The 20,075-nt window shown below is 32.8% G+C and carries 18 protein-coding genes; 8 read left to right on the top strand and 10 right to left on the bottom strand.

All coding sequences use genetic code 11. The features are described from left to right. Positions 1-188 precede the first annotated feature (188 nt). From NLG42_RS19845 to NLG42_RS19835, 3 genes are all read right to left on the bottom strand, one after another. Positions 189-1,283 (bottom strand): Fic family protein, encoded by a 1,095-nt coding sequence (locus tag NLG42_RS19845; RefSeq protein WP_257682061.1) that lies wholly within the window; start codon positions 1,281-1,283, stop codon positions 189-191. 400 nt (positions 1,284-1,683) lie between these two features. Beyond that, a complete protein-coding gene (locus NLG42_RS19840; protein ID WP_257682060.1) occupies positions 1,684-2,391 on the bottom strand; it encodes a LytR/AlgR family response regulator transcription factor in 708 nt (235 codons plus the stop codon). Continuing rightward, positions 2,364-3,362: a sensor histidine kinase gene (locus NLG42_RS19835; RefSeq protein WP_257682059.1), complete on the bottom strand. Its 999-nt coding sequence runs from the start codon at positions 3,360-3,362 to the stop codon at positions 2,364-2,366. The genes NLG42_RS19840 and NLG42_RS19835 overlap by 28 nt, the downstream gene beginning before the upstream one ends. Positions 3,363-3,533: 171 nt before the next feature. On the opposite strand from NLG42_RS19835, the gene NLG42_RS19830 reads away from it, so the two are divergent. The 3 genes from NLG42_RS19830 to NLG42_RS19820 all read left to right on the top strand — a co-directional run bounded on the left by NLG42_RS19830 (position 3,534) and on the right by NLG42_RS19820 (position 5,582). Further along, a complete protein-coding gene (locus NLG42_RS19830) occupies positions 3,534-4,508 on the top strand; it encodes a hypothetical protein (protein WP_257682058.1) in 975 nt (324 codons plus the stop codon). Between the two features lie 13 nt (positions 4,509-4,521). After that, positions 4,522-4,731, top strand: coding sequence for a hypothetical protein (locus NLG42_RS19825; RefSeq protein WP_257682057.1), 210 nt, complete (start codon positions 4,522-4,524; stop codon positions 4,729-4,731). 185 nt (positions 4,732-4,916) lie between these two features. Further along, on the top strand, positions 4,917-5,582 hold the full coding sequence (locus NLG42_RS19820; protein ID WP_257682056.1) for an IS6 family transposase: 666 nt from the start codon (positions 4,917-4,919) through the stop codon (positions 5,580-5,582). Between the two features lie 349 nt (positions 5,583-5,931). Here NLG42_RS19820 and NLG42_RS19815 read toward each other — a convergent pair whose 3' ends face one another. The 5 genes from NLG42_RS19815 to NLG42_RS19795 form a co-directional block, all read right to left on the bottom strand. Beyond that, positions 5,932-6,543 carry an IS3 family transposase gene (locus NLG42_RS19815; protein WP_257682055.1) on the bottom strand — a complete coding sequence of 204 codons (612 nt, stop codon included), beginning with the start codon at positions 6,541-6,543 and terminating at the stop codon, positions 5,932-5,934. Positions 6,544-6,625: 82 nt separating this feature from the next. After that, positions 6,626-7,792, bottom strand: a complete 1,167-nt coding sequence (locus NLG42_RS19810) for an IS3 family transposase (RefSeq protein WP_257682054.1) — start codon at positions 7,790-7,792, stop codon at positions 6,626-6,628. 417 nt (positions 7,793-8,209) lie between these two features. Next, the gene (locus NLG42_RS19805) at positions 8,210-9,223 is read right to left on the bottom strand and encodes a PDDEXK nuclease domain-containing protein (protein ID WP_257682053.1); all 1,014 of its coding nucleotides are present in this window, start codon (positions 9,221-9,223) and stop codon (positions 8,210-8,212) included. Positions 9,224-9,970: 747 nt separating this feature from the next. Continuing rightward, the gene (locus tag NLG42_RS19800; RefSeq protein WP_257682052.1) at positions 9,971-10,843 is read right to left on the bottom strand and encodes an IS3 family transposase; all 873 of its coding nucleotides are present in this window, start codon (positions 10,841-10,843) and stop codon (positions 9,971-9,973) included. After that, complete coding sequence (locus NLG42_RS19795; protein ID WP_257682051.1) at positions 10,840-11,130, bottom strand: transposase; 291 nt, start codon at positions 11,128-11,130, stop codon at positions 10,840-10,842. Before NLG42_RS19795 ends, NLG42_RS19800 begins: the two co-directional genes overlap by 4 nt. An 82-nt stretch (positions 11,131-11,212) precedes the next feature. Here NLG42_RS19795 and NLG42_RS19790 point away from each other — a divergent pair, with 82 nt between their 5' ends. Continuing rightward, positions 11,213-11,956: a LytR/AlgR family response regulator transcription factor gene (locus NLG42_RS19790; RefSeq protein WP_307774319.1), complete on the top strand. Its 744-nt coding sequence runs from the start codon at positions 11,213-11,215 to the stop codon at positions 11,954-11,956. A gap of 176 nt (positions 11,957-12,132) precedes the next feature. Here the strand turns inward: NLG42_RS19790 and NLG42_RS19785 are convergent, their stop codons facing one another. Next, positions 12,133-13,116 (bottom strand): sugar phosphate isomerase/epimerase family protein, encoded by a 984-nt coding sequence (locus NLG42_RS19785; protein WP_257682050.1) that lies wholly within the window; start codon positions 13,114-13,116, stop codon positions 12,133-12,135. A 450-nt stretch (positions 13,117-13,566) separates the two neighbouring features. Next, positions 13,567-14,631: a GntR family transcriptional regulator gene (locus tag NLG42_RS19780; protein ID WP_257682049.1), complete on the bottom strand. Its 1,065-nt coding sequence runs from the start codon at positions 14,629-14,631 to the stop codon at positions 13,567-13,569. Positions 14,632-14,897: 266 nt separating this feature from the next. On the opposite strand from NLG42_RS19780, the gene NLG42_RS19775 reads away from it, so the two are divergent. From NLG42_RS19775 to NLG42_RS19760, 4 genes are all read left to right on the top strand, one after another. Next, positions 14,898-15,929, top strand: a complete 1,032-nt coding sequence (locus tag NLG42_RS19775; protein WP_257682048.1) for a winged helix-turn-helix domain-containing protein — start codon at positions 14,898-14,900, stop codon at positions 15,927-15,929. Between the two features lie 10 nt (positions 15,930-15,939). Next, the gene (locus NLG42_RS19770; RefSeq protein WP_257682047.1) at positions 15,940-16,830 is read left to right on the top strand and encodes a LysR family transcriptional regulator; all 891 of its coding nucleotides are present in this window, start codon (positions 15,940-15,942) and stop codon (positions 16,828-16,830) included. 478 nt (positions 16,831-17,308) lie between these two features. After that, positions 17,309-17,683 (top strand): hypothetical protein, encoded by a 375-nt coding sequence (locus NLG42_RS19765; protein WP_257682046.1) that lies wholly within the window; start codon positions 17,309-17,311, stop codon positions 17,681-17,683. Between the two features lie 102 nt (positions 17,684-17,785). Further along, positions 17,786-20,068 (top strand): beta-glucosidase, encoded by a 2,283-nt coding sequence (locus NLG42_RS19760; protein ID WP_257682045.1) that lies wholly within the window; start codon positions 17,786-17,788, stop codon positions 20,066-20,068. The last annotated feature ends 7 nt before the right edge of the window (positions 20,069-20,075 follow it).

The raw sequence follows: 20,075 nt of genomic DNA, 5'->3' as shown, positions 1-20,075 counted from the left end.
GCATACTTACGTAGCTATTTGTGATAAAAAGATATTTCTTCTAAAAAATAAACAACTTTAGCAGTCTTTACTTTTTGTAGCAAAAAAGATATCTACTCCAAATAGGTGAACTCAAAAAAAATATTAGTAAAGATGGATAAAAATAAGTATTGCTATGAAACTGCTGAATTTTTTGTTTTTGATTTCGATCAAAAATTGTGATTTTTTAATTTATAGCTGGTATTTCTTCCAGCTCCCTCTTGTATTAAAATGTCCTTTTCGATTAGATCTTTGATATCTCTTAAAGCAGTATCTGTTGACGTTTTTGTCATTTTTGCCCACTTAGATACATTTAGATTTCCAAAGAATGAATCTAAAAGAGCCTGCAGCATTTTTTGCTGACGTACGTTAAAAGTTTTATCTCTATGAGATTCCCAGAACTGTCCTCGCTCTAGTATTTTCTCAATTGTAATATCTGTGCTTTCCATTGAACGAAATAAGCAGTTTAAAAACCAATCCAGCCAGGGTGTAATATCCAAATCTCCTTTTTGTGTTGATTCAAGAATGTTATAATATTCGTTTCTTTCTTTTTGAATTTGTGCAGACATTGAATAAAAGCGCTGTCTGCTTTGATCTGCTCGGGCCAGAAGCATATCGGCGACTGCTCTGGCTATTCTTCCGTTTCCATCATCAAAAGGATGTATTGTAACAAACCATAAATGGCCAATTGCAGCTTTTAAAACAGGATCAATTTCAGCTGTACTATTTAACCATTTTAAAAAGCCCTGCATTTCTTGATCTACTACGTCTGGTAATGGCGCTTCGAAATGGACTATCTCTCTTCCCATAGGACCTGAAGTAACCTGCATAAGATTTTTACGCCAATCTCCAACGATGATTTTATACATACCACTCCTTCCTGTTGGAAAAAGTGAAGCGTGCCATCCAAATATTCTATCTTCTGTTAAATCGTTTGAATAGTTTTGAGTTGCATCAAGCATCATCTCAACAACACCTTCAACATCTCGTTCAGCCTTAATGGTACCAGCGATATCAATTCCTAATCTTCTAGCAATTGATGAACGTACTTGATCATGATTTAACAATTTGCCCTCTATTTCGCTTGACTTTATAACATCCAAAGTTAATGTTTGCAGCATAGTCTCTTCCTGAAGTTTAAAACCAAGTGCTTTCATCTGTCCAAGGATTTTTCCTTGGCGGTATCTGACTTTTCCTAGTATGACTGTAATTTCTTCTGAATTCCATTTAAAAACTGGCCATTCTTTTTTCTGATGTATGTACATATTCACCGCAATTTTGCGGTAAATTTATTGTTTATTTACCGCATTTACAAAATGTGCGGTGATTATTTTAAATTTAAACCGCATTTTTGCGGTGATTGTGTTTTTAACCTCCACAGCGTATCTAATAAATAATCTAACTCTAGGCTTGATGAAATGATATTCATTAAAAAATAAGTGCAGACTGTATTACAATACTAAACACTGCCTAAGCGTTTAGTCGCAAAAAAGGTATCAACTCCATTCTATTTTAAAATTAAATTTAAATATTTTTTTGGATAAAAATATAAAATAAACTGCCTTAACTTTTTGCGGTAAAAAAGGTATTCAGTCCAGTGTAATTTATTTAAAAAGCGCCATCGTTTTTTGTGGCAGATTAGGAGGCAATTCCAGTTTTAAAGAATTATAAAATGCGATTGAGCAGAATTTGATATTTTCTGCCAATGGGAATAATTTCATTATTGCTCATTACTAACGATTTTGTCGATACAGATTTAATTTTATTTGTATTCACAATATAAGAGCGGTGAACTTGAATAAATTGAACTTTATCTAATTCAATGCTAATGCTTGACAACGATCCGTAAATAACTACAGGTAAACTTTCCTTTGTTGTATAAAGTTTTATATAGTTCCCCAGGCTTTCAATATAGATTATATCCAACAAAAGCGTTTCAGTAATTTGACCGTTTACGCGATACGAAAAAAATCCGCTATTAGAATCTTCTTCTTTTTTTAAATTAATTCCAGAATAGTAGGCTTTAGCTTTTTCAATAGCTTTTGAAAACTTTTCAAAAGAAATAGGTTTTAGCAGATAGTCTATAGCATCATTTTGATAAGCTGACAATGCAAAGTCAGAATAAGCCGTAGTCACAATTGTAATTGGCCGGTTAGGTTGCATTTCCATCAATTCAATTCCAGAAATAACAAGCATATTTATGTCTAAAAAGATAATTTCATAACTATTTTCATTAAGCATTTTTAGGGCTTCCATACCGTTAAAGGCACTTCCTGCATGCTCTAAATTTTTAGTTTTTGAAATATGTGATACCAACGCCTTATGTGCAGGCGTTTCATCATCAATTATGAGACAGCGGTAGGTAAGTTCCATATATTCAGTTTAATGCTAAAAGTGTTTTTATCTTTTCTAAAATACAATTCGTGTTTTAAGCTGTATACTTCCAGGCGTCTTTTTAGATTTTCAATACCTATTCCCGTACTAGAAAGTTTAGAGTCTGTCTCTAAGCAATTGTTTTTTAAACTGAACGATAGATTTTGGCCTTTTAAATTTAAATCAAGGATTATAAAAGGATTAGAAGTCTCACCAGAAAATTTAACAGCATTTTCTACTAAAGGTAAAAAGAATAAAGGTGGAATTTCAATTTTATCGAAATTGCCTTCATAGTTTTGAGTAATCTCAAGACGTTCATTTCTAAAAGTATTGTATTGAATATATTTTTCGAGAAAGTTTATTTCATCAACAATTAGTACATAATCTTTTTTGGTTGCTTCAATTTGGTATCGCAGCATATCTGAAAGATTTAAAATTCTTTCGGGTAACTTATCAGGATCAGTCAATGATTCACCGTATAAATTATTCATAGCATTAAGTAAAAAATGAGGATTCAACTGCAGCTTTAAAAAAGATAATTCAGATTGAAAATTGATAATTTCTTTATCTGATTGAGTAATTTTTTTTGTAATTACAAGATGGAAGAAGTAGAACGCAATTCCATTTACAACAAGAGATATCACTGGAAAAATTCTGAATTTTTCTAAACCGGCGATTGGAAAGTACCAACTCATTAAAAAATAAAAGCTTACCCAATAAGTCACAAAAAGTACAATAAAGACCTTAAATTTTTTTTTGAAGAAAAAAGGTTTAATGATGAAAAGATTGAAAAAGGTAACACATATAATGCAAAGAAAATAGCCTAAACATATTTTAGTTAGAAGATTAAGGTAGCCAATATTCAAACTTTTAGATTCATTAATAACACTAACAAAAATAATCCCAAATACTATTGTGTTTATAATGAGGTTTCTAAGTAAAAAATTTTGGTAAATTTTGAGAATTTTCATAACGACAAAAATAAAGGAATATTATAATTTTCAATTGTTTACTGATAAAATTTATACGAACGCCATTGGTATAAATTATAAGCCGTTGGTATAATTTATGCATTATATTAGATTCATGCTATATACTTTTGTTTAAAATTTCAGATAATTTTTTAAACGTATTATGTTCATATGAAAGCAAAAATCACTTTTTTATTTTTAATCACTTTTTTGTCGTCGTTAGCTCAGGAAAAAACAGATTTGAAAACTTTTGGAAAAGCGGTTATGGATAAATTCCCAACAACGAGAACTTTTGATGTCCAATATGATAATATTACACCTACTAATTTTGATTCTAAATTATTTGGAAAACCATTTGAAAGTGGTAGAATTGAAAATCATAATCGAGTAAAAGTTGCATTTAACATGCCTTTTTATGCATCTAAATCCAGACGTTTTGTTTTAACAGCTTCTTTACGTTATAAGTATGAAACGTATGATTTTGGAGATATTTATAACATTAATTCTTCTACTTCATACACGAGAGAGAATCAAGAGATCCATTATTTTGCGGGAGCATTAAGCACCACTTTTATCTCCACATTATTTAAAAAGCCAGTTATTTATAATGCCACAGTTTCTGTAGATGCCAATCAGGATAATTTTGAACGTGTTAAAGGATTTATATCTGCAAATTTAGTACTTAAAAAAACTCAAAATACAACAATAACCGTTGGAGCGATGGCCATGATTGATCCTTCTTCAATTATTCCATTTACACCACTTTTCTCATATAATCATAAATTTGATAATTCAAAATGGGATATTGATTTTGTGCTTCCGCAACGATTATTATTTAGAAGAGAGGTCTTTGAAAACGGCAGAGTTTCTTTTGGAACCGAGTTGAACTCTGAAAATTTTTATTTAGATATTAACTCACCTAGTTTAAAAGGGATTTATGAGTTGAATCAGTTGGACTTAAAATCAGGAATTACATATGAACATCGTATTTCAGCAAAAATATTTGCAATGGCAAAAGTTGGAGTTTCAAATATAGTCAGTATTCGTATTACCGAAAAGGGAGAAAAAACAACCGACTATATATATGATCAAAAAGAAGATGCTCAAGGCTATTTTAGAATCGGATTATCTTATAATCCTTTTTAAAAAAATAAAAACTATGGTTGAAATTTTGAAAACAAATGTTGAAAGTCAAGAGGAGGCAGATGATATTATTACTGTTTTAAAAAAGCTATTTCCTGATTATAAAATTAATTTTGATTTAGAAGATTGTGATAAAATTTTACGTATTGAGGCAAAAGAATTTGATGTGGAAAATGTTGTTCAGAATCTAAATATGATGGGATATAAATGTTTACTACTACATTAAGAGTTTTGGATTGCGTTAAAAATATTTTTGTAGATATTTGCAAATTGTTATAAGTTTTCGATGATGTAACCTTATATTTCTTATTCAATAGTTATTTTACAGTTTTGAAAAATTGTATAACTAACATTTATGGTTCTGTCGCATTTGGAATACTTTTAACTTTGGTTTTTCAAAACTAACAAAAAATGAATACTAAAGGTCATTGTTACCCAAAACACATAATTCTTCAGGCCGTATATTTCAAATTAAGATTTACAGTTAGTTATCGGGATGTTGAGGAGATCATGAAAATGCGAGGAGTTTCTGTTGATCATGCCACAATCCAACGTTGGGTTTATAAGTTTGCGCCTTTTCTTGAGTTAGAGATGAAGAAGAGAAAGGGCAAAGTGGGGGTGAGCTGGAGATTAGATGAGACCTATATCAAAGTTAAAGGTGTTTGGTGTTATTTATATAGAGCAGTAGATAAATTGGGCAATACAGTAGACTTTCTTTTGACAAGAAAAAGACAGAGAATGAGCGCTCAGTCTTTTCTAATTAAAGCAATTAGTAATAACTGCCGGCCAAAAGTTATAAACATTGATAAAAGCGGTTCTAATACTGCAGCTGTAAAAGTCTATAACAAACGTTCGTTCTCAAAGATAAAAATCCGGCAGTGTAAATATCTCAACAATATTGTAGAACAGGATCATCGTTTTATCAAGTGGCGCATACAAAACGGATTAGGCTTTAAAAGTTTTGAATCGGCTAGACGAACATTGAGCGGAATTGAAGTTGTGCATATGTTGAGAAAGAATCAAATGGTTAGTCCAGGGATAACTATGTTTAAATCATTCTGTAAATTAGCAGTTTAATTTTAAAATTGGTTAAATTCTTATATTTGATTCTGGCAGATGCGACAGAACCTTAGAAATTAACTTAAAGAATAAATCCCATGTATCATCATTTATTAATTCTTCAATGTTAATGTGCGGTAATTTTTTTTTATCTGTTTTGTTTTTATAAAATGTGTCTTTATCTGGTTTCATCATCGTTTGCATTACATACTTTAATAATACTTAGCAAAATTCTTATTTGTATACTCAAATATAATTAAATATTTGAGTATATAATTATGGTTTTGTTTGTTTAACTAACTGAAAATAAAATTAGTAAATTTATTTTTTTGCACTTTAACTTAATATTCAATAGTTATTTATAAAGCTATTTATTTTTTTTTACTTTGCTGGACAATCCTAATTCTTTCATATACTCATACACTGTAGTGCATGATATTTTATATCCAGCATTTTGGAGTTCTATTGTAATTCGCGGACATCCATAACGCTCTTTAAAAGCAAAGAATATATATGTTATTTCTTTCTGTAGTAGACTTTTTCTTTTTTGCCTCTCTGTAATATATCCGTTCTTCCATCGTCTATAAGTACATCTGTGAATATCTAAAACTTCGCACATTAATCTAATAGAATATGATTTTTCGTTGCTTGCCATGAAACAAAAAACCATGTGTCTCCCTTGATAAAGATATTTTCCGGCACTTTGCAAAATTTTAAATTTTAGATCTGATTTTTTAGTTTTTTTTTCAAACTCCTGAATTTTTTGTCTTTCGATATTCACCTTAACGTAGTTATTTTCTGAGGTATCGCTAGTATTGAATTTTGCGTATTCGCGACGCCACGTGCTCAATGCGGCTGTATACAAGCCCAGTTCCTTTTCTAGTTTTGCTAAACTTGTACCGTGTCTCTCGTAACTTAAAAGCACTGCTTTTTCTTTGAAAGAAAAATCGTATTTTTCTGGAGTTTTTCTCTTAGTCATATTTAAATTTTATGAGAAGCTATGTCATTTTTATTGTTGAAGAGCCAGTAAATTTTATATTTAATTTAAAAAACTACCCTGGCTATTTCATATCTCTGTTTGCATTAAACTGCTCTATTGTTTTATAATTCAATGCAGAATGCATTCTTTTTTTGTTATACCAATTTTCGATAAATTCAAAAATCTCCCCTCTCATGATTTTTTGATTAATCAGTTCGCTTTTTCGATAGATTAGTTCCCTTTTTAATGAATTGAAAAAACTCTCGCAAACTGCATTGTCTATACTATTGCCCTTACGGCTCATACTTCTTATGCACTCGTAAGAATTGAGTTTACTCGTAAATGCTTTGTTGGCATATTGAACACCTCTGTCGGAGTGAAAAATTAATCCTTTTGAAACTGTACGGTTACCTATAGCCATCTCCCAGGCAGCTAAAGTAGTTTTCAAGGTAGAGAGGCGGGTACCTAAACTCCAGCCAATTATTTTCCTGTCATATAAGTCCATAATTATTGTAAGGTATAAAAAGCCTTTTTTAGTTTGAATATAGGTAATATCAGATACCCAGATTTTAGAGGGGGAATTTACTGTAAAGGCTCTATTTAGAACATTTGGAGAAGTATAATGAGTATGTTTGGAATCGGTTGTTACTTTAAATTTTCTTTTTGCAATCTTGCGCAATCCCAATTGTTTCATATATGTATTGACCATTCTGGGAGATATTGTATAGCCTTGAGCACTTAGTTCCTTTATAATTTTAGCTCTTCCACAATATTTCTTATAACGTAAAAATATTGCTGCAATATTTTCTTTTAACAGAGCTATCTGCTGCTGTTTTTTTGGAATCCCTTTATATTTCCATCTAATATATGTTCCGTTACATACGTTAAGCACTTTGCACATTTTGGCTATTGAATACTTTTTTTCATTACTTTTAATGAATTGATAAAGCGCTAATTTTCCACTACAAAGATGCGGAGATGCATTTTTTAAAATCTCATACCGGAGCGCTGATTCTTTGGCTTTTTTTTCAAGTCCATAGGTAAATATGTCCTCAGGATGGATTCTCGCGTAACCGGATCCCAGAAAACTTCCCGCATCAAATCTCTGATATGTCTTGCGCCAACTGGTTAGAAGGCAAGGCGATATTCCGAGCTCATCTGCAAATTCTTTAAGACTACTTCTCTCAAAACTTAACTTTACGGCATCTATTTTGAAAATGCAATCGTATTTTTTGCGTTTTTCTGCCATAATTGAGTACGTGTTATTGTTTTAACTAATTGAAATACAATGTAGTAAATTAGTTTCTGTTTGGGCAGTATTTGAAGATTGCAATTGATACACTTTCTTTTCTTGAAGAGTCTTTTTTGTGTTTTGATGTTTGAGATAATTATTCTTTGTAGCTTTTCAAATCACAAACCCCAAAGTATTCGATTTTGTAGTTTTTCTATTAGGTGAGATTCTGTGGTTTTCCGGCGTTTTATAAATATTGTTAAGTAGATAGTATAGATTAAAAAAACATCAATGAGAAATTAGTCCTTTTTTTGTTTCTAGGATGTTTTGAAGTTTCGAACCCTGATGCCGCATTCTTTGTCAGCACTGATTTTTTACTTTTGTAAAATATGAAGTGCCACGATTCTGCCAAAAAATTAAATGTCAATTTCTTTCTTAGATTTCCTTTCTATCCTCTTGAAAATTTGCCAATTCTTTATTGACTTCTTCCAGTAATTGCTGCTCGGTTGGAAGATATAAATGATACTGGCTTGCGATAATGCTTTTGTTGCTTTCTGGCAATGTGAATTTAACTACACCGTCATTTTTATTAGCACAAAGTAATATTCCAATTGTAGGGTTTTCATTTTCATTTTTCTCGATTCGGTCATAATAATTAACATACATCTGTAGTTGACCGATATCCTGGTGAGTAAGCTTATGTGTTTTAATTTCTATTAAAACAAAGCATTGAAGTAATCTATTATAAAATACCAGATCTACAAAAAACTCATCTCCATCAATATGAATTCTTTTTTGTCTTGCAACAAAAGAAAAGCCATTTCCTATTTCTAATAAGAATTCTTGAAGATGCGTTATAATGGCTTGTTCTAGGTCCTTTTCGTAATAAGCAGCTTCACGCTTTAAGCCTAAGAATTCCAAATACATTGGGTCTTTTATAATCTCTCGGGCATCTGAAGGCAACTTTTCATTTTTAGCAACTGCCAACACACTTTCTTTATCACTACTTGCTAAAAGACGTTCATATAAACTGCTGTTTATTTGACGTTCCAATTGTCGAGACGTCCAATTGTTTTTTACACTTTCAGCAATATAGAACTCTCTTTTTTCTTGGTTATCAATTGATAATAAGAGTTTATACTGTGTCCAGCTCAATTGCGTCCGCACTGCGGACGCAATTGGAAAAGTCCGGTAAAACTGACGATATCGCTCCAATTGTCTGACCGAAAATCCACTGCCATACTCGGGTTGTAATTCTTCTGCGAGATACTTAATTAAGTAAGCTCCATAATCCGCTCTATCTTTTCCCTGTTGTTCTTCCTCGAAAATGCGTTTCCCGATAGTCCAATACATTTTGGTTCTTTCATTATCAACAGCCCTAATTGCATTCTCTCTTGAAGTCGCTATTATTGCTTTTATATCGGGGATTACAGATTGGTTTTGAAGCATTTTTTTTTAAGTAAGGAAGTTAGTTGTAGTTTGCAAACATACAAAAAAGTAATAAAAACAGATAAAATCAAACGGGTTGTTACTAAATGAATGTAGTGCGTTTTTTGTTAAATAACGGATTTTTAAATATTTAAAATTTTAGTATTCAAGAGCAGAATGTCTTTTGGAAGTGTTCTAGATTCTTGTTATAATCAATCACTGATATTTTTGCTTTTAAAGATGCATAGTTGTTATGGTAAATTAATTTTGTTTACGTCGTAAAAAAAACTCTCAGCTACTGCTACAGAATACGAAAAATAAAATATGCCGACAATGTCGGCACAATTGGAAAATAGATATAGGAAGATACGCCGAAGAAAATAATCTTTTAAGAATTATAAAAGATATAGACCTATCTACAGATAAGGAATTTGTCGTGACAGTGTCACGACAATTAAGTTTCTCTCTCTTCTTAGTAATAGTAGGCATCAGAGTGTGCAAGTACCATTTGCACAAATAGATAGCTATATGCTAGCTAAAGTAAAACTTTAGATTGTATCTTAATTGTACTTCAAATGTATTTAGTGCGCTTAAAAAATGAAAAGTTATTTTCTGGAAACGTAATTAGCATTATTGGATTTTGTTTCATTTTAGTAATGTTTCTAACTTGAGCCTTCAAATTGTTTTAATACAGTATTATCAGTTCTTGTTAAATCTAAATGCATCGATTGTGCGCCCAGTTTAACTCTAGCATCATAAGAAAAGCTATTATTTAATTGCCTGCTGATTCTGAAACTCTTCGATGGTTAAGTTTCCGAGTGCAGAATGTCTTCTGCAGGTGTTGTAAAAGCTCTCGATATAATCGGTTATTGATTTTTCTGCTTTCTCTTTAGTCTTATATTTATTTTGGTATACCAGTTCTACCTTTAATGTCTTGAAGAAGCTCTCTGCTATCGCGTTATCATAGCAGTTTCCTTTTCGGCTCATGCTTTGGGTTATTTTATTTGTGGCTAATAAAGCAATAAATTCACGGCAGGCATATTGCTTTCCTTGGTCTGAGTGAAAGAGTAGGTCCTGATTGTTCTGCAAAGGACGATTTAAAAGAGCTTTCGTTAAAGAGGTGATGCTGGTATCATTTGCTCTCATTGTTTCGCTGATTGACCAGCCGATCACTTTACGGTCAAAAAGGTCTATCACCACAGTGAGATAGATCCAGCCTTCATCTGTTTCGATGTAGGTTATATCAGAAACCCAGATTTCGTTTCTTCTGGCTGCCTTAAAAATCTGTTCTAATCTGTTTTCTGCTGATCTGTTATTACGGGGTGGGTTTGTAGTCTTTTTATATTTAGATTTTGCAATGCTTCTTAGATGGTTTTCCTTCATAATCTGCCCGACAAATTTTCTGGAAACTTTTATCCCGATGGAATCTAATTCTTTAGCAATTCTCGGGCTTCCGTATCGGCTTTGGCTCCAGTGGTAAATTCTTATAATTTCTTTTATTATATGGTCTTTCCGTACAGACTTTGCAGTGGGTGTTCTTTTCCTCCAGCGGAAGAAACTGCTTTTGTGGATCTGAAAAATCCGGCACATCTTCTCGACAGGAAATATTTCAGCATTTTCTCTGATGAATTCATATTTCACCCGCCGCTCTTGGAGAAGATATTTTGAGCCTTTTTTAGGATGTCCCTTTCAATTTCTAGTTCTCTTATCTGTTTCCGCAGCTTCTGCAGCTCATTTTTATGGGTAATTTCATCTGAAGTTTTCTTTATGGTAAATCTGCCTTCTTGGTAAAGCTTCTTCCAGTGCTGAAGGGTACTTGTACTGATGTTGAGTTCTCTTGCCACGTCACAGACTCTTCCGCAGTGGATGCTCATGGAAGCGGCCAGAATCTTAAAGCCTAAAGTAAAGGTTCTTCTCTTATTTTTCATGCTGTTAAAATTTGCAGGAATAAAATTAGCTACCAGTCAGAAATTTTAGGCAATATATCTCATTTTTTATTGCTTCAGATAAATACTGCCTAAGCGTTTAGTCGCAAAAAAGGTATCAACTCCAACCTACCGATGCCTTATAATAGACGATGAAGAACCTGCCCACCGGGTTTTGATTTCCCATATATCAAAATTTGATTTTTTGGAGCATACTGCCAGTGCATATCATAGTAAGGACGCGTTGCAGATGCTAAGTAAAAACGAATATGATGTGATCTTTCTGGATATTAATATGCCTGTTATGACAGGTGTGGAGCTCATGGAATTACAGCCCAAAAGGCCGCTGACAATCATAACTACAGCGTACTCTGATTTTGCGCTGACAGCCTTTAAGCAAGATGCTATTGATTATCTTTTAAAGCCAATTTCGTTGCAGGATTTTGCGAAGGCTATTGAAAAATTAAAAGTTTATTCTACAGGATATAAACTTGCTGAAGAAATGGCCAATGTTAATAAAAACAGAAGTCTGTCCCTGAAGGTGGATGGAGTAATAAAGTCGTTTGCCCTAGTGGATATTATCTGTATCGAAAGTTTTGGGCATTACTTTAAACTGCATCTGGATAATAACAAAAAGACTTTTGTAGTTTATGGTACACTTCTTAATTTAGTCAAAGAAATTGAAAACAGCTCAGTTATTAGAGTCCATAGATCCTATATTGTAAATTCAGGCAAAATCGCTAATTACAAAGAGAATTTATTGACACTAACAAATAATATGATTGTGCCGGTAGGCAGAAAATACAAAATACTTCTGGACAAATTATAATGGTAGAAAGAAGTCGAATATAAAAAATGAGGAATCTGCTTTTTTATAGGTTGGGTTAAAATTGTTTTATTGTTGCTGTCAAAACAAATGTGCCAAGTGTTATAAACTATCCGCCCCAGATAAAAAATTGGAGGAACATCATTAGGTATAGTTTTACGCGTATTTGTAAATTCATATCAGCGAAATTTTGATGACACTTTAAGTATTAGTTCTCTGGTCGCTTTTATACCTTGTTCCTCGCTTAAGCGCTCGCCTTCATATTCTATCCCTATATAACCGTTGAATCCAGAATCTTTAACAATTTTTAGCATTTTTAAATAATCGATAGACGTCTCATTGCCTTTTGAATCAAAATCATATGTTTTGGCGCTAACACCTTTAGCAAAAGGCATCAGTTCTTTAACACCCTGATAGCAGTCATATTTTTCAATGCATTTACCCCATTGTTTATCATTATCTGTTTTAGTGCAAAAATTTCCAAAATCAGGCAGGGTTCCGCAATTTTTAAGATTAATTTCGCGCATGATTTGGGTAAGCTTCCCGGCATCGGACGACATTCCACCATGATTTTCGACTATGACGTTAATATTGCTGCCTTCAGCGTATTTAGCCAATCTTCCAAGTGCATCGACAGAAGCCTCCTTCCAAAGGTTAAAATCGTTTTCAGTTCCGGGTCCGAGGAGATTAACGCGGACAGAATTGCAGCCCAGGCCCGCAGCTGCATCAACCCACCTCGCATGATTTTCTACTGCCTTATCACGCTTAACTTGGCTGGCTGACGCTAATCCTCCCTCGTTGTCAACCATAAGAATCGAATTCTCAATGCCATTATCCTTACTTCGGATATTCAGCTCCTTGACCAGATTATTTATTGAATAGGTGCGATTACTATGATCGATACTAAATAGGTGATTGACATAATCCACAGCATCAAACCCTAGTTCTTTAGCCTTCTTGCTAAAATCAAGTGCATCTAGGGTTTTGTCACGCTTAATAGCATTATGGAGAGACCATTGAGCTAAAGATAACTTAAAAAATGAATGTTTGTCAACAAGTGATTCACTTGTTAGACTATCTAATGTGTGAAAAGAGTAAATTGCGGGAAGACTCAATGCAATGCCCAATTTTCCAGTATTTTTAAGAAAAGATCTTCTATTCATAATTTGAAAATTTTAAATTAATTTTTGGCTTATCAGCTTTTATAATTATAATAACTGTCAAAAAGTTTTTTTCATAGATTAAGATTATCCAAATATTTTGGACGAAAACGAAGTATTTATTTAGCTGAATAACTTTATCAGAGAAACGAATTCGTAGATATATCCGTTTGTAAAAACGCATCAAAAAGCAAATCGTTTAAAATAACATAAAGATGTGGGGTGTCTGTAAATTAAAAATTTTTAATTAGAGAAAAGGAAGGAATTTGTATTGTATTTCATAAATTGATGGATTATTGTCAGATTAGCTTGAATCATTTAATAAGATGTGTAAGTAGATGCAATATTGAATTAGAAAGGTGAATGAAATTTAAAGCGTGGAACTTTTGGCGGAGAATGGTTTGGTCCTAAATTTTATTTTTTATATTTTTTATGTTTGATAGATTCCATTGCCTATAATGAATTCCGCCTGATATACAAAAACGGGTTTTTTACTTTTACTTTTTTATTTTCAATAAGCATTTTCGCGGCATTTTCTCCCATAGCCTTGAAATGTGTACTTATTACAGCTATTCCCAGAAGTGCCTTTAATGGTGTTTCATTATAGGACAAAACTCCCACATCTTTTCCCATAGTCAATTTTTTTTCTGTAATCTGTTGTACAAGATTAACGAGATCGCCTTCTTGAATGGTAATATATGCTTCTTTAGATTGGAACTCAAGGCCTTTGTAGATTTGGTCCAGGATCTCAAAACTAAAGTTGTAGTGCTCACAAAATTGTATAAAACCTGTTAGTATTCCCTGAGGGTAAGGAAATACAGATTTCTGAGGGTATACCAGTATTATTTTTTTATAATTTTTTAATTGGTCCATGGCCTCCTGCATGGCTTGAAAAATATCATCTTTATAATTTTGATAAATTGAAATAAAATTTCCTGAAATCTCGGCATGGGAATTGTCTATCAGTAAAAGTTTTTCCTTAGGAATAGTTTCAATTGTTTTGATTACATTGGGGGTATAGCTGACATGGTTATTTACCTTGTTTTTGAAATGCGGCATCACCACAAAAAAGTCATATTTGTGCAGGTTTTTTGTAATTGCATCAATGAATATATTTTCGTCGCAATAGTACAAATACATATTTACATGTCCTAGAGTTCCAATAGTTTCTACAAAAGCATTGTAGACTTCTATTTTATAGGAGCTCGGCTTATTAATTAGGAACAATATATTATTCGTTGATTCGGAATTGGATATAGTTGCAAAGTTCCCTACGCCTTGGACTGAATAAATGAGATTTTGGGATTTTAGTAATTTATAGGCTTTTTCAATGGTATCGCGTGAAAGAGAAGTTTTTTCGCTTAAATCATTAATTGAGGGGAGTTTTTTTCCTGTTAAGATTTTTCCTTCATAAATGTCTCTAGTTATGCTGTTGGCAACTTGAATATATTTCGGAATACTTGACTCAGCATTTATTTTAATGATTATTTTTTCGGTATTTTTCGAGATTTCTGCCATCGTATTTTTTATTTTTTAACTAATCCTTCCTGTTTAATAAAACTCTGGTCCCATTTCACGGTGCTCTAAATGAAATTAAAAGTATTTATTTTTATTACGTATGTGGTACGCAATATAATATTTTTATCTTTGTATTTGAAAAATAATTGAAATCATTTTTTTTCTGTTATTAAATTAAGAATTGCACAATTTTGAAGCTTATTTGCTGCTTAATCTTTAAGCTGGAAGTTTTGTGATTTATCCATCTTACTTAAATGTTTGTAATTATGAAAAAGAAACAGGCTATAGACTGCCTCCGAATAGATGAGCTTTCCGCAACACCGAAATATCAGCAGTTGGTCAATGCTGCTTTAAATGCTATAAAACAGGGGATTCTAAAAAAGGGAGATGTCATGCCTTCAATTAATGAGCTGAGTTTTCAATATGAGATTTCAAGGGTTACAATTGAAAAAGGTTACAATAAATTGCGAAAAATGGGTATTTTGGAAGCGCACCATGGAAAGGGGTATTTTATTTCCAGTACCGAGACTTCACAAGACTTGAAAATTTTTTTAATGTTTAACAAGTTAAGTGCGCACAAAAAAATTATATATGATGCCTTCGTGCAAACTTTAGGAGATAAGGGTGCAGTTGATTTTTATATTTATAACAATGATTTTAACTTATTTAAGAAATTGCTACAGCAGCAAAAAGAAGAATACACCCACTACGTAATTATTGCTCATTTTTTGGAGAGAGATCAGGACTATAAAACGATAATTGATTTGATACCTAAGGAAAAATTAATTTTGGTAGACAAAAAGGTCGATGGCATCAGCGGAAGTTTTGGTGCGGTTTACGAAAATTTTGAAGATAATATTTTTAATGCGCTTTGTCAGGCTTTGGATGTTTTAAGCAAATATCATACACTAAAATTGATATTTCCTGAAATCAGTTACTTTCCCAAAGAGATTGAAAACGGTTTTAAGAATTTTTGCAGAAGTTACGCTTTTAACTATAAAATAGTTAGTGATATAGATCTTGAGGATATGAATGAGGGTGAGGTGTATATAAATCTAATGGAAGAAGATTTAGTAAAAATTTTAGATAAAATTATTGCTTTGGATTTAATTGTAGGTGAACAGGTAGGGGTTATATCTTATAATGAAACTCCACTAAAAAAATTTATTATGAATGGTCTTACCACTATTTCGACAGATTTCGAAAAAATGGGAAAAACTGCAGCAAAACTTGTTTTGGAGTCCTCAAATGAACAAATTGAAAACCCATTCAAATTGATACTAAGGGGTTCATTATAATTTAAAGAATATGGAATTACGTAAATTTAAGTCATTTATAATTCTGGCAAAGGAGCTGCATTTTGCTAAAGCTGCCGAAAAACTTAATATTACCCAGCCGGCTTTATCGCATCAAATTAAACAGCTGGAATCTGAATTAGGTTTTGATCTTTTTGACAGCAGTAAACGGATTAATCATCGAAAGGTGGTATTAACCGAAGCAGGTGTTTATCTGCTAAAAGAGATTGCCCGCTTAATAGAACAGTTTGAAAGGGTAGTTAAAAATGCGAATGCCCTAGGGATGAAAAATAAACAGCTTTCAATTGGTATTCACGCATCAAGCCGTAGTGCAGGTATTTTTGAAATTGTAAAAAAACTTGAAAATATTTTGCCTGGTACAACTTATAAAATTGTAGAATTTTCTGCGCTCGAGGCTATTCAGGAAGCCGTTTATAGAGAGGATATTGATTTTGGGATTTCATTATTACCTATCGTATTTAAAGATCTTAGTTATATTGATCTTGGTACTGAATTTCTCAATATTACTATGTCAGTGCATCACCCGCTGGCTAAATATAAAAAAGTTAAAATTGAACAGTTCAGAAACGATAAATGGATTAGCCTTCGTAAAGAGCTGCTTCCGGCAATAATGAAAGACTTGGAAAAAATTTGCCTTAGTGTTGGTTTTTCCTATGAAGCAAATATTGTTCAGGAAGTATCAAGTGTAGATTTTATGCTTGGTTTGGTGGATTCAAAATTGGGAGTAGCAATTCTACCTTCTCTATATCCAATTTCTTCCGATACCCTAATTAGTAAAGAGTTGTTTGTTGGTGAAAACACTCGATTAGAAATTAGTGCAGTTCTAGCTTTTAAAAATAGTTTCAACCAAGACCTTAAAGATCTGCTTGTAAACAAGTTTTAATTTCTTGCAGAAAAAAAAGTAAAACGGTATCTGGAAGCCTTCAGCGTTATATTTACTCATAGAAAAAAATATTTCGCTTCCAAAATATTCTCCTTAATATACGATGAAAATTCCAGTATTAATACAAATGAGTTTTAAACTTGTAATTATCTCTTTAAATACATTCTTTCTTCTACAGTCTCTTTGTGCTAAGCTTTGCAAAATTTATAATGGATTTGATAGGGTATATTGCATATTACAAGTAATTGTGTAAAAATTTGCGAATATTAAAAAAAAAACGACTTTTTTTTTTAATCGGAAAAATTATTTAATATCTTTATTGCGTAAATGAAACGCAATGAAACTTTTTGATTTTTATTTGTGATCCTGGCAGCGGATATCCAATTAGTATCAATTTATTTCCCGTCTAAAACCAGTGTGCGTGATTTTATTTTTTATTTAACCAATTTTTATATTATCAATGCTAATTTTTTAAATCATGAAAAAATTAAATTTATTTTTTACAACAATGTTTTTTGTTCTAATGTTCTCAGTAAGTGCAACTGCACAGGAGAAAAACTTTTTTAACGGAAAGTGGAATGTGAATGTGGTAGGTACGCCGGGAGGTGATAGCAAAATGATTCTTAACATTGTCGATAACGAGGGTAAAGTTTCTGGTTCTCTTATTGATCCAGCTACAAACAAAGATTTATTTCCGTTAACAAAGGTAGAGTTAGAAGGAAAGGATAAAATGACAGTTTACTTTACTTCTGAAGGATATGATGTTTACCTTTTTTTAGAAAAGAAAGATCAAGACAATGCAGAAGGGAGCATGATGGAAATGTTTGATGCTACAGCAGTACGCATGAAATAAATTTTAAACTGGGATAGTCTAGACTATCCCTTTTTTAGTTCTGCTTTTAAATAATTCATTAAGACTTGACTTCTTAGTCAAGTAAAATTTAATACACAAAAAATGAAATTTATACTTAAGATGATTGGTGTATCTCTTACTTTTTTAAGTATACCAGCAAATGCACAATCACATGAAAAGAAAATAAAAGAAATTCTAAGTAAAATGACACTTGAGGAAAAGGCAAGTTTTGTGGTTGGCACGGGTATGAGCTCAAATGTCAATTCTGCCAATGGGGCGGTTGGCGCGACAATGGGCAAAGTTAATGGTGCAGCAGGGACGACATTTCCTATTGATAGGCTTCAGCTGCCAGCGGTGATTACTGCTGATGGTCCTGCCGGATTAAGAATAGATCCTATAAGGAAAGATGACCCAAAAACATATTATTGTACTGCTTTTCCTGTGGCTACCCTGCTGGGGTCCTCTTGGGATATAGCGTTGGTTGATAAAGTTGGAAAGGCGATGGGAAGTGAAGTTAAGGCTTATGGTGTTGATGTATTATTAGCTCCGGGCATCAATATTCAGCGTAATCCTTTAGGAGGTAGAAATTTTGAATATTATTCTGAAGATCCTCTCATAAGCGGTTATATAGGAGCTGCAATGATTAATGGACTACAGTCTAACGGGATAGGTACCAGTCTTAAGCATTTTGCAGTGAATAACCAAGAAACAAATAGAACTGTTGTTAACAGTGTAATTAGCGAGCGTGCATTAAGGGAAATCTATTTGAAGGGATTTGAAATTGCATTGCAGAGATCAAAGCCGTGGACAGTTATGTCGTCATATAATAAAATCAATGGCGAATATGCATCGGAGAGCCATGATTTATTGACTGGTATTTTAAGGGAAGAATGGGGATACAAAGGGTTTGTAATGACAGACTGGTTTGGAGGCCGAAATACTCTAAGCCAGGTTCAGGCTGGTAATGATTTGCTTATGCCGGGAACACCCTCCAAAGTAAACGCAATTATTAAAGCTGTAGAGGATAAAACTTTGGACATTAAGGAATTGGATTTAAATGTTGAGCGGATTTTGTCAATTGTTATGAAAACGCCTTCTTACAATAAAATTCCCTATACCGACAACCCTAACTTGCAACAGAATGCTCAGATTGCCCGCGATGCAGCTGCTCAGGGAATGGTACTACTGAAAAACAATAATAATGTCTTACCGTTAAAAAAGGATTTGAAGATAGCTTTATTCGGTAACAGTTCGTATAACATAATATGCGGTGGAACCGGAAGCGGAGAGGTTCATAGTAAATACGTAATTAATTTGGATCAAGGGTTGGAAGGTGCAGGTCTAGGTTTAGATAAAATGCTTAGAACAAGTTACAATACCTATATAAGAACAAAAAAAGAATCAACGCCTGCGAAAACCAGCTTGCTTGAGACACCGAAGCAATTTGAACAACTTCCTCACACTTTAAAGGAAATTGAAGAGTCTGCGAGAGAAAATGATGTTGCTTTGTTGACCATTGGCAGAAATGGAGGGGAAGGACACGACCGTAAAATTGATTATGATTTTAATCTTACAGAAGAGGAAAAAATATTTATTAAACAGTTGTCCGACGTATATCATAAGGTTGACAAAAAGCTTGTTGTTATCTTAAATATTGATGGCGTGATAGAGGTAGCAAGCTGGAGAGATTATGCCGATGCTATATTACTGGCATGGCAGCCCGGCTTAGAAGGAGGGAATGCTATAGCCGACATAGTTTCTGGAAAAGTAAATCCATCCGGAAAACTTGCAGTTACATTTCCTGTAAGCTACACTGATATTCCGTCAGCAAAATCTTTTCCAGGTTTGTCAGAGGAGAAAAAACCTAAAAATGCTTTATATGAAGAAGGTATTTATGTGGGATACCGTTATTATGATACCTTCGATATAAAACCGGCTTACGAATTCGGATATGGTTTGTCTTATACCAGTTTTGAATATGCAGGGATAAAATTAGGCGGAAGCGATTTCAAAAATAAATTGAAGATTTCTATTGATATTACAAATAAAGGAAAGTTTGCCGGCCGTGAAATTGTGCAGCTGTATATTTCAGGACCAAATAATAATATAAAAAAACCTTTGAAAGAATTAAAGGGATTTGCCAAGACCAAAATGCTTGCACCTGGTGAAAAACAAACGGTTAGCTTTTTGATCACTGAGGCCGAACTTGCATCATTCTACACAGAAGAAAGTTCTTGGATTGCTGATTCGGGAATTTATAAGATTAGCATCGGTGCTTCTTCAAGAGATATTAAAAAGACAGCTACCTTTAATATTGCCAATAAAATTGTAGTGAAAAAGGTAAGCCCTAAATTACCATTAAAAGAAGATCTAAAGGAATTATAAATTTTTG

The organism is Flavobacterium plurextorum, from assembly GCF_024638035.1.
In the GTDB taxonomy this organism is placed as follows: Bacteria; Bacteroidota; Bacteroidia; order Flavobacteriales; family Flavobacteriaceae; genus Flavobacterium; species Flavobacterium plurextorum.
The sequence above is the reverse complement of the archived record's forward strand: the minus strand, read 5'-3'. Positions and strand labels throughout refer to the sequence as shown.

Bases quoted from the DNA above. Each gene is read 5' to 3' on its own strand.
- NLG42_RS19770 (WP_257682047.1), top strand. From the start codon at position 15,940: ATGGAATTACGTAAATTTAAGTCATTTATAATTCTGGCAAAGGAGCTG.
- NLG42_RS19805 (WP_257682053.1), bottom strand. From the start codon at position 9,223: ATGCTTCAAAACCAATCTGTAATCCCCGATATAAAAGCAATAATAGCG.
- NLG42_RS19785 (WP_257682050.1), bottom strand. From the start codon at position 13,116: ATGAATAGAAGATCTTTTCTTAAAAATACTGGAAAATTGGGCATTGCA.
- NLG42_RS19815 (WP_257682055.1), bottom strand. From the start codon at position 6,543: ATGACTAAGAGAAAAACTCCAGAAAAATACGATTTTTCTTTCAAAGAA.
- NLG42_RS19765 (WP_257682046.1), top strand. From the start codon at position 17,309: ATGAAAAAATTAAATTTATTTTTTACAACAATGTTTTTTGTTCTAATG.
- NLG42_RS19825 (WP_257682057.1), top strand. From the start codon at position 4,522: ATGGTTGAAATTTTGAAAACAAATGTTGAAAGTCAAGAGGAGGCAGAT.
- NLG42_RS19810 (WP_257682054.1), bottom strand. From the start codon at position 7,792: ATGGCAGAAAAACGCAAAAAATACGATTGCATTTTCAAAATAGATGCC.
- NLG42_RS19760 (WP_257682045.1), top strand. From the start codon at position 17,786: ATGAAATTTATACTTAAGATGATTGGTGTATCTCTTACTTTTTTAAGT.
- NLG42_RS19845 (WP_257682061.1), bottom strand. From the start codon at position 1,283: ATGTACATACATCAGAAAAAAGAATGGCCAGTTTTTAAATGGAATTCA.
- NLG42_RS19835 (WP_257682059.1), bottom strand. From the start codon at position 3,362: ATGAAAATTCTCAAAATTTACCAAAATTTTTTACTTAGAAACCTCATT.
- NLG42_RS19775 (WP_257682048.1), top strand. From the start codon at position 14,898: ATGAAAAAGAAACAGGCTATAGACTGCCTCCGAATAGATGAGCTTTCC.
- NLG42_RS19780 (WP_257682049.1), bottom strand. From the start codon at position 14,631: ATGGCAGAAATCTCGAAAAATACCGAAAAAATAATCATTAAAATAAAT.
- NLG42_RS19820 (WP_257682056.1), top strand. From the start codon at position 4,917: ATGAATACTAAAGGTCATTGTTACCCAAAACACATAATTCTTCAGGCC.
- NLG42_RS19795 (WP_257682051.1), bottom strand. From the start codon at position 11,130: ATGAAAAATAAGAGAAGAACCTTTACTTTAGGCTTTAAGATTCTGGCC.
- NLG42_RS19830 (WP_257682058.1), top strand. From the start codon at position 3,534: ATGAAAGCAAAAATCACTTTTTTATTTTTAATCACTTTTTTGTCGTCG.
- NLG42_RS19840 (WP_257682060.1), bottom strand. From the start codon at position 2,391: ATGGAACTTACCTACCGCTGTCTCATAATTGATGATGAAACGCCTGCA.